Consider the following 9,205-nt stretch of genomic DNA (forward strand, 5'->3'; position numbering starts at 1 on the left):
ATGCGGATCAGCAGTTCTGGATCGACGGATGGACGACCCGTGTGGCTGTAGAACGCCGCCAGATACTGGCGGATATCACTCAGATCGACGAACCGATCAATCGACCTCAGCAGATGATCTTGCGGAATGTGATCCTCGAGGGAAAACTCGTAGAACAATGCCGCCTGCGCTTCCTGCCTCGGTCCCATCATCATTCAATCCCCCATCTAACACGGAAATTGAATCAGCGACTTCTGTTTCGATCAAGGGCGAGTTTTTCAACGAAATACGCCTATGTGCGAGCGCTTGGTCCGTGCTGCGCGAAGCTCGAAGGTCGTGGACGGGCTGGGAGCGGCCAACTGCTACGCGCGTCATGAACAGCATTTTTAGGCCGAAGGTTACATATCTATCGTTGTGCCCGACCGAGAGATCCGCTTTCCTCGCCATTCGGGCGTACTTAGGACGCGACGAAATGGCCTCCTGCCACTACTCCCAGCCCTCATCCATGAAGCGTTTCATGTCGAAATCTGGATCTTGTGGCCCCATGCGTTCAACCTGCTCCTGAAGCGAACGCACACGTTTGCACAGGTCTTCGCTAGCCGTCAAACGGTGGAGTTCGCGAAGCAATACCGTCCTTAGGTGGTCATTGTACACATCAGACGACACATCCATCTCGCTCCTCCGCAACAGCAAAGACTTCAAGCGCTCAGCCTCATTTTCCATCTTTGATGCTCCTTGCGAAAACCTCACGCTCTGCAACTTGCGAACGCTCGTAGGCACGAACGTGTCGGCCACCGCAGGTGACTGTCGGAGCGCCTTCCCTATCCAGCTGTCGCGCCAAATGCATCGGGGCAACCTGCGCCGATGTCGCAAGCTGTCCAAGCGTAACGAAACGCGCCTCAAATGCCCGAATACTGGACCCGGTTATCAGGGAATGACGGTGATTGGTATCTGCGTTGAGGCGCTTCGCGTGACCAAGATACCCCGCATCCCGAAGCGCCCGAATGGCTCCGACCCCAATTTTCAGGTAAGCTGCGGCTTCTAGCGGCGTGAGGTCTCGCGTGGCGATCGGGGTGTCGCGCGCGCCAACGTCCACATCTTGCGGCACACTAATCGCTTGAAGTCCTGTCACGTCCGCGCTGCGGGCGAAACCGCCGACCTTGCCCTCCTGCCAGTGAGTGATGAGACGAACCAGTCCGATGCGATGGTTTCGGCAATGGTCGCGAAGCGGAAGGAAAGCCCCGACATCGGGCAATTCAGGTAAGGCAGCCGCTTCTGACAAAAGGCGACCCACATCCTCAGCGAAGACATATCGCAGCGCGGTTCCAAACCGGGTCGAGCGCAATATCCCCTTTTCAATCAGCCCCTTCACCTGCGTCGGACGCACATTCAACGCGACTGCAGCGGATTTGAGATTTCGCAACCCGCCCCAGAAGTTAATCGCTCTGGATAGCTGGTCAGGCGTCGTTTCCGTCAGCGCTGCGGATTGTGCCTCAGAGAGATTATCGACGTGAGCGATCTGCCGTTTAAGAAACCCCACCCCAAGCCCCGACTGTTCACGAGCGGTTTCAAACGAAATGCGTTTCACAGCAGGTACGGTTCTGCCCAGCACGCGCTTCTTGGATTTCATCGTGTAATTCCGGACTGCAAACGCATGGACGCAATCGACGATGGGCTGCACCTCCGCTTCGCCATGCGCGGATCGCAACCAGACATAAAATGTCCCCAAGTCTGTCGAAAAATAGGGACGTCGAGCGCCGGACCGGGATTTCAGCCCCTCCATGCAGGCCATTAGGCTGCCTGGCCCAGTGGAGAGAACACCAAGACCCTCGTCGCAGAACTGGCGTGTCAGCTCAGGCTCGACATCTGCGAAATTCGCGAGGGACATCCCGCAGATCGTGGCGCCAAGGCTCAGGCAAGCACCGTGTAATTGGCTGAGTTCCAACCCATCCAGCCAGTCCGCCTGCGGACCATAATTGATTCTTGTCCTCACGTACCCCTCGAACGCGGTCGGAGCATATATCGGGGGCGCATCTGCGGCCTTCTTCACCACGTCGCTGTGCCGGGCGATCTGGGCGGCGATGTCGTAGGTTTCGTGCGAGGTTCCTGCTCGGGGAAGCTCAACGAGTGCTACTTTGTGACGCTCACAGCCGTGCAGACACATGACGTTCCATTCCAGGCGCTGGTGCGCTCCATGAACCCCTTCCTGCGTGAGTGCCTCTTCAGTACAGGTAGGGCAGACCCGTGTCGCCGTCCGCCGAAAGACGCCGGTACTGCTTCGGGTCCTACCGACCCGATAGCGCCCGATCCCGATCTTTTCCGGATTCCAGCGATCAAGTTGCGCGAGGCTGAGTCCGGTCACATCTGCAAGGTAAGACAGTTGCTCCGGATAACCAGTGCAAAGGAACGGCCACCTCAAACCTAAATCCGAGCATAGGTCCCGTGGGGCGATCCAGTTTCTCGCCGCGATCCGCGAAACGATGCTTGCGGGGGTCTCACCAGCAAAAGGGGTAACAGTCAGGCCGAGTTTTCGTTCATGCATTCCAATGACGCTCATCATCAGATCCATCATCAAAGCACTGCCGCGGATCGATCCGGGTAAAATCCTCAGCCAGAAACGGGTTGAGCCCCTGGATGGCAGCGGTGCGCATGAAGTAGACCTCTGCGAAGTGGCGCTTGGAAAGGGAAGCTTCCAAGCCGTCGGATCGCAGAGCACGGGTCAGGGCTTCCACGATAAACTGAGCCAAGAGGCCGAACTCGTAGTCCGCTGCATGCATCAGACGTGATGCGAACTCCGTTGTTCTTAAATCTTCATCGCATCGCACCTTCGCCCTATCGCAGTAGCGCGCCACGAGGCCAAGCACCTGATCCTGCCCCGCGTATTGCGATAGGCGCTCGATTTCTATCGAGTAAATTCGGCGCGCCAGCTGCGCATCCTGATTGATGATCGCCTTGAGGCCGGGCATTCCTGTCAGAACAAGGCCGACAGGCCACTGGCTGTTTTCCATGAGAGATTTGAGCGTATTGACGATGGCCTGACGCTCCTTGTCGGTCTGGTGCTGAGCCAAATCCTGCGCTTCATCCATGTGCATGAAGAGGGTTTTCCGCAACTTGAACTGCTGCTTCACAAGGCCCCAGATCACAGCTGCCGACCGGTCACGGACAAGCGGGTAGCCCGCGGCATGAAGCGCCGCCGTCGCGACGAACTTCATCGTTGCCGGCGAAGGCACTTTGAGACCGACCATCTCGTTGACACCATCTGGCCCGTCACAGACCAGCCGGTTCCGGTAACGCCGCCTTAGCTCATGCATGGCTGTTGTCTTTCCCGCCCCGGAGCCGCCGACGAGGGCAATGCTCCTGAGATCGGTTATTACGCCCTCGGCAAGGTCCGCGCGGCGCTGTTCGAGCAGCTGGTCGAAATAATCATCGAGACGGTCGTAGGCCATCGTCGGGACATAGGCGGACCGAATGTCTTGAATGATATTGCGGACTTCTGGATTACTCTTGCTCATCGTCATCGCTGAACCTCCATTCGGGTTGGAAACTGACAGACGGCTGGGATTGGTCTAAATCATCAGTGGTCGGGGGCGTGCCTGCCCTGGCTGTCCCATTGAATGCTGCAATGTCGGAAAGCGTGCCGGTCAGGCTTGCCGTCCCTATGGCCGGATGCTCCTTGACCACCTCGCCCGGAGCAGAGCCGAAACTCAGGCCGTAGAAGCTTTCATGCTCGGCCCGGCGAATGTCTTTCGCGGAAACGGTCAGAGGACCGATCTGACGCCATGCGCGTTGGTGATCGTCTATCTGTTTGATGCGCTCGAGCGCCGCATCGACGACCTCAATGTGGAGACGCGCCGCGGCCTTGTTCGATCGGCGCAGATCCCGGATGGTCGCTTCCCATACCGACAGCGACACTCCGCGCGCATTCTGTAGCCCCGCAGGTATGGTATGCCATGCATCGTCGAACCAGGCAGACAGGTATCCCATGTCCTCAGGGTCGAGGCGCAGGTCAATCTGTTGAGCACCGCGCCGCTGGAAAAAAGTCGCAAGATCGCGGCTGGTGAAGGCTATTCCGCAAACAAGTACGCCGTGCCGACCAAGCTGGCGTTGCAGGGAAATCCCGAGAAAATGGCGCAGAACATGGGACGACTTGGCAGGGCTATATCCGTACAGCCCCATCAACCGGTCCCAGGTATCCGCGGGGGTGGCATACTCAAGGCCGCGATGCGGGCGATGATGATAAGCATCGACGACGAAGCGCACCATGAGCTCCACAATGCTGTCAGCAGTATGAACCACATTCTGATCAGCAGGATAGTCGCCGCGTTCTTGCGGGTTGCCGAACGTCCGCGCCGTCAGAAACGGCATGAGTATTGTGCCGAAAGTGCGAAAGATGCGTTCTATGCGCCCCCGCAGCTTCGGCACGCCCGCTGGCAGCACGTCATACCCTATCCCGAGGTCTGATAGGGCGGCTTTGAAGTCCGGATTGACGAAAGCAGCCCCATTATCCACCACGACGTTGAAGACGTGCCCATGCTGGCTCCAGTTCTTTTTACACCCAAGCTGCCTTGATATTTCGCTCTTGTCACGCATGGCCAACCACAAGGTTGCCAATGCCGTTTCGACACTTGGCGTCCTCGCAACCTTGATGGCCAAGATCACTCTCGTTGCCGCGTCGATAGCCGCGCAGATCCAGAACCGCCCTGTCCGAAGTTCATCGAACCTCGGCTCGCTCACATCGATCCCCGCATGTTCGAGAAAAGCAAGGAGATCGATCTGCCACTCATCCATTTCGATGCGCTGCAAGGGTGCCTCAATCTCAAGGCCCTGACCATAAGGCCCGAACTTGTTCTTGGCTTTGGCTACGCCCTCCCGCGCGGCATAAGTCTCGAACTGGTTCAGGTCCTCGATGCGTCGCCTGACAGTCCTTTCGGATACTTCCTGCTCCGGAAACTGATCGTCCAGCGCGAGCGAGGTATTCAACGCGCGTATCAGGCGATTGGCTTCTTCCGCGACGCGTGGGACGTTGACCCGATTGGGGTGCAAATAGGTTTTGATCGCCGTCTGAATAATCCCCTCGACCTGAGACGAAACCCGCTTGGCATTGGCGCCATTGAACCGACTTTTCTTGACGAAACACATGGGATCGCGTGTTTCCTCCCATGCCCGCACCCAAGCCATCAGAGAGGTACGACCGGGATTTTTCATGGAGAGAAGCTTGCCCAGTTCGGCCGCGTCCCCGCCCAGACGTATGTGCTCCAGAATCCTGGCCTCAACCCGCTTTGCCAAATTAGGGAGGAACGAGATGCATGAGTCATTGGAGCGGCTCACTTCGCCGTTCTTCTCAGCTTCTAAAAAACAATTCACGTACAGCTTCTTACGGAAAATCCGGGATTTTTCCACCGCGCTCATCCGGCTGATGAGCGCGCTGCCTGCCAGCGCCCGCCGCGCTGCTTGGGCACTTGAAAAGTACCCGTATTCGATGACCGCCTTACACTCATCCAGCATGCGTTTGACATCAGCATGGCTGAAGCAGAGCAGGTCGGAGCTGCCATCCAGGGGGCGCAGTTCCAGCGTGCTATCCGTGACAGCGCTGACCACATGTACGATACCGCCCGCGATCACGGCATCTGATTTGCTGATGCGAAGTCTTATTGTCATCACCGCACCTCCGGCATCGACAGCATACTGGCTTCGGTCACCGGAAGAGACAGGTCCGTCAGGACGATCCCATCGAAGATCGCCTTGAACGCGGCACGGAATGCGCGCCCCTGCAGGCCGGTAGCAGTGACGACCTGCCCCAAAGACGTATCGCAGTTCATGCCCCGCAATATCTGCTGAACCGCCGCATCTGCCTCGGCGTCCTCGGCCTGCCGAAACATGTGAAGCAGCTCTGCGTTGCGTACTTCAGCCGCAGAAAAGCTGTTTTCGGTGACAAGGAGTACATCGTCGGCGAACTGCTTGGCGGTCTGCGCCTTGATCAGCGCGATCTCTCTATCAAACCTATACCGTTCAACCAGCGCACCCGGCTTGACGGCGATCGCGATCTTGTTCCCATCCTCCAACGTGACAAGAAAATCGAAGGTGTGAAACGCGGACTTCCCTCCCCGGTTTCGATAGATGATGTGCGGCGGCTGATCCCATATATCGACGACCGATTGCTGCGAGAGCAGTACCAGGAGACATTTCCGTTCAAGGTGGCTTTCAAAGATGAGCTGCCGCAAGGCCGCGCTGGCCCGCGGTTTCGCGATAACGAAGCCTCGTCCGCTTGCCCGCGAGCGCGCCGGAAACATCCGGGCCGCGCGGGTTCGCTCGGGCGGGACATAAGGTCCCCCGAAATCATCATCATACATAGGCTGTTGCTCCCGGCACTGGGGCATGGTTCTCAGTGGAGCGGGTTCCTCTTTCATTGAGACACAAGGCCCCGGCCCACAGAATCCTCTGCGTGCTTGACCGGGGCCGAAAGTTGGGTCATGAATGAGGTGTATCCTGCTTCAACTTGATACACCTAAAGGGCCTCTGGAGCGGCAACTCCGGGGCCTTTTGCTTTTCTAGGTCATGGTCTCTCCTTCCTCTTGGCAGATGGGAAACAAATCCTGCGGCGACTTGCCCACGGCCAGAGCCAATGCTGCTTCGATGCGCTGCGATCGACACATCCGCTTGCCGACCAAGGTCAGCGCGGAATCGCTGACCCCGAGTTCACGTGCAATCTGCGCCAACGACGTTCCACGGATTCGCAGTTCCGCCTTCAGCCGCTCGTGAGCGTCCAGATCAGCTTTCGTGGGGGTGCGCATTGAAGCGATCTCCAGGTTCTCAAGGTGCGAAAGGGGCCGGATTCACCATCCAGCTAAGGAACTCCATCCCGAAACGTCAATGTCGCAAGTTGTTGTTGTAAAATAAAAAAAGATCCGGACCATTCGGTCCGCGCGGACCAAACGGTCCACTGACTATGTTTTATTGACCGTTGACACGTTTTCCCAGCTAAGGTTTCTAAGTACCTTTGGGAGCGTCCTCATCGGAACATCAGATTTGATCCCCTCGCAAGACCACTACAAATCGATTGCCCGGCAGGTCGGCGCGGTTAATCTGCTTGCGCTCCGTAGGTCCAAAGGGATGAGTCAGTCTCATTTGGCTACGGCTATTGGCTTGTCAGACCGCGCCCTGCGCCGCTATGAGCGGGGAGAGCGCGAGTTGCCTCAGGCAGCGCGGCTCGCCATCATCAAGGCGTTCAAGGTTGATCCGCTCGCCAGTAATCAACTCGCCGTCGAACTGGGCCTTGGAGACACGGACGTTTCGCCAGCCGCGCAGTCCCAGACGACAAAGGATGAAGGCTTCTGGAAAACAATGCGCCGAGAAGGTCAGGAATTCAGAGAACAGCATTATTCTCCGCTTGGACAGCTTTTTCTGAAAATCCGTGACCACGCCTATGCCAGCGCAACGATGTACTTCGCGGCGGAAAACATCACGTTCTCGTTGGGTATTCCCTTCGGCTTCGAAATCAACGGTATCGACTGGATGTTTCTTGGCGCATTTGCGGTGATTGTGCTTCTGTTCTCATCCTTTGTCGCTGAATTGCCCATCTTGAAGGTCGCGCAACATGTGATCAGGAGCATTAGAGCGCGCGTCGCGTCGTAAAGGAGCGTAAAGGCGGCGGTCTGTCGAAAGGGCATATTTCGTTGAAAAACTCGCCCTTGATCGAAACAGAAGTCGCTGATTCAATTTCCGTGTTAGATGGGGGATTGAATGATGATGGGACCGAGGCAGGAAGCGCAGGCGGCATTGTTCTACGAGTTTTCGCTCGAGGATCACATTCCGCAAGATCATCTGCTGAGGTCGATTGATCGGTTCGTCGATCTGAGTGATATCCGCCAGTATCTGGCGGCGTTCTACAGCCACACGGGTCGTCCATCCGTCGATCCAGAACTGCTGATCCGCATGCTTCTCGTCGGCTACTGTTTTGGCATCCGATCCGAGCGGCGGCTATGCGAAGAGGTGCATCTGAACCTCGCATACCGCTGGTTTTGCCGACTTGATTTGAACGACCGGGTGCCGGACCATTCGACGTTTTCCAAGAACCGGCATGGGCGTTTCCGCGAGAGTGAGTTGCTGCGCCATTTGTTCGAGACAACCGTTGCCCGCTGCATCGAAGAAGGTTTGGTCAGCGGCCAGCGCATGGCAATCGACGCCAGCCTGATCGAGGCGGATGCCAACAAACAGAACTCGACACCGAAGGAAGAGTGGGACGCGACAAGCATCGACCCAGGTGATGCACCCCGTGCCGTGCGCGAGTATCTCGACACCCTGGATGAGGCCGCATTTGGCGCAGCGAGCGAGGTGCAGCCCAAGTTCACGTCTCATTCCGATCCGGCCAGCCAATGGACCGCAGCGCGCAAGGGGCCTGCATTCTTCAGTTATTCCGACAATTACCTCATCGACACCGATCACGGCGTGATTGTCGACGTCGAGGCGACCCGATCCATCCGGCAGGCTGAGGTTGGATCGACCAAGACCATGCTGAAACGGGTGAAGGAGAAGTTCGATCTACATCCGGAGCGCCTGATCGCGGACACCGCCTATGGCACCGGGCCGATGTTAGGCTGGCTTGTCGACCGCAAGATTGCCCCGCATATCCCCGTCTTTGACAAGTCCGGACGCAACGACGGCACCTGGACCCGGGCGGATTTCGAATGGGTCGCTGAGAACGATCAGTACATTTGCCCCGAGGGCCAGGAACTCAAGCAGTTCCGCCGCAACTACTCCGACCCGAACCGGGGGCCAACCGGCAAAGGCACGGCGCGCTATCGCGCCTTGAAAGAAGTCTGCCAGGCCTGCCCATCCAAAGCCAAGTGCTGTCCAAACGCAGATGCTCGTAAGATCAGTCGCGAAGAAACTGAAGACGCCCGCCAGATCGCGCGCGATATCGCCAAGACCCGCCAATACGACATCTCGATGAAACTCAGAAAGAAGGTCGAGATGCTCTTTGCACACCTCAAACGCATCCTCGGTCTGGGGCGGCTCCGATTACGTGGGCCATGTGGTGCCAATGACGAATTCCTCCTCGCCGCCACCGCCCAAAACCTCCGCAAACTGGCCAAGATCTTTCCCGCACCGCAGCAAACGCGCAAAGCCTGACCAGAAAGGCGCTCGCGCTCTGTTCAGCGCATCACTTTCTGCGCTCGCAAACGTTAGTTTTTCCACAGAATCGGCGGGAAGCTGCCGTTTGCCGCGG

General features: G+C 57.6%; 8 protein-coding genes and 1 pseudogene. 2 read left to right on the plus strand and 7 right to left on the minus strand.

The window, feature by feature from the left end; genetic code table 11:
• The 7 genes and pseudogenes from ACG74X_RS21020 to ACG74X_RS21050 form a co-directional block, all read right to left on the minus strand.
• Positions 1-191 (minus strand): annotated as a pseudogene (locus ACG74X_RS21020) (IS5/IS1182 family transposase); the annotation flags it as partial.
• Positions 192-465: 274 nt separating this feature from the next.
• Positions 466-702, minus strand: coding sequence for a hypothetical protein (locus ACG74X_RS21025; RefSeq protein ID WP_411237283.1), 237 nt, complete (start codon positions 700-702; stop codon positions 466-468).
• On the minus strand, positions 692-2,551 hold the full coding sequence (locus ACG74X_RS21030) for a TniQ family protein (protein ID WP_411237284.1): 1,860 nt from the start codon (positions 2,549-2,551) through the stop codon (positions 692-694). The genes ACG74X_RS21025 and ACG74X_RS21030 overlap by 11 nt, the downstream gene beginning before the upstream one ends.
• Complete coding sequence (locus ACG74X_RS21035) at positions 2,514-3,497, minus strand: ATP-binding protein (protein ID WP_411237285.1); 984 nt, start codon at positions 3,495-3,497, stop codon at positions 2,514-2,516. Before ACG74X_RS21035 ends, ACG74X_RS21030 begins: the two co-directional genes overlap by 38 nt.
• Entirely contained in the window at positions 3,478-5,637 is a 2,160-nt protein-coding gene (locus ACG74X_RS21040; protein WP_411237286.1) for a hypothetical protein, read from the minus strand. The genes ACG74X_RS21035 and ACG74X_RS21040 overlap by 20 nt, the downstream gene beginning before the upstream one ends.
• Entirely contained in the window at positions 5,637-6,329 is a 693-nt protein-coding gene (locus ACG74X_RS21045; RefSeq protein WP_411237287.1) for a TnsA endonuclease N-terminal domain-containing protein, read from the minus strand. Before ACG74X_RS21045 ends, ACG74X_RS21040 begins: the two co-directional genes overlap by 1 nt.
• A gap of 198 nt (positions 6,330-6,527) precedes the next feature.
• Positions 6,528-6,770, minus strand: a complete 243-nt coding sequence (locus tag ACG74X_RS21050) for a helix-turn-helix domain-containing protein (protein WP_411237288.1) — start codon at positions 6,768-6,770, stop codon at positions 6,528-6,530.
• A gap of 235 nt (positions 6,771-7,005) precedes the next feature.
• Here ACG74X_RS21050 and ACG74X_RS21055 point away from each other — a divergent pair, with 235 nt between their 5' ends.
• Both ACG74X_RS21055 and ACG74X_RS21060 read left to right on the plus strand, forming a co-directional pair.
• Complete coding sequence (locus ACG74X_RS21055) at positions 7,006-7,611, plus strand: helix-turn-helix domain-containing protein (RefSeq protein WP_411237289.1); 606 nt, start codon at positions 7,006-7,008, stop codon at positions 7,609-7,611.
• A 111-nt stretch (positions 7,612-7,722) separates the two neighbouring features.
• Positions 7,723-9,108 (plus strand): transposase, encoded by a 1,386-nt coding sequence (locus ACG74X_RS21060; protein ID WP_411237290.1) that lies wholly within the window; start codon positions 7,723-7,725, stop codon positions 9,106-9,108.
• Positions 9,109-9,205: the final 97 nt, after the last annotated feature.

Source organism: Marivita sp. S0852 (assembly GCF_046591575.1).
Lineage (GTDB): Bacteria > Pseudomonadota > Alphaproteobacteria > Rhodobacterales > Rhodobacteraceae > Marivita.

What these genes read in the sequence shown, in the direction of transcription:
- ACG74X_RS21060 (WP_411237290.1), top strand. Translation starts at nt 7,723, where the DNA reads ATGATGGGACCGAGGCAGGAAGCGCAGGCGGCATTGTTCTACGAGTTT.
- ACG74X_RS21050 (WP_411237288.1), bottom strand. Translation starts at nt 6,770, where the DNA reads ATGCGCACCCCCACGAAAGCTGATCTGGACGCTCACGAGCGGCTGAAG.
- ACG74X_RS21030 (WP_411237284.1), bottom strand. Translation starts at nt 2,551, where the DNA reads ATGATGGATCTGATGATGAGCGTCATTGGAATGCATGAACGAAAACTC.
- ACG74X_RS21035 (WP_411237285.1), bottom strand. Translation starts at nt 3,497, where the DNA reads ATGACGATGAGCAAGAGTAATCCAGAAGTCCGCAATATCATTCAAGAC.
- ACG74X_RS21040 (WP_411237286.1), bottom strand. Translation starts at nt 5,637, where the DNA reads ATGACAATAAGACTTCGCATCAGCAAATCAGATGCCGTGATCGCGGGC.
- ACG74X_RS21045 (WP_411237287.1), bottom strand. Translation starts at nt 6,329, where the DNA reads ATGTATGATGATGATTTCGGGGGACCTTATGTCCCGCCCGAGCGAACC.
- ACG74X_RS21025 (WP_411237283.1), bottom strand. Translation starts at nt 702, where the DNA reads ATGGAAAATGAGGCTGAGCGCTTGAAGTCTTTGCTGTTGCGGAGGAGC.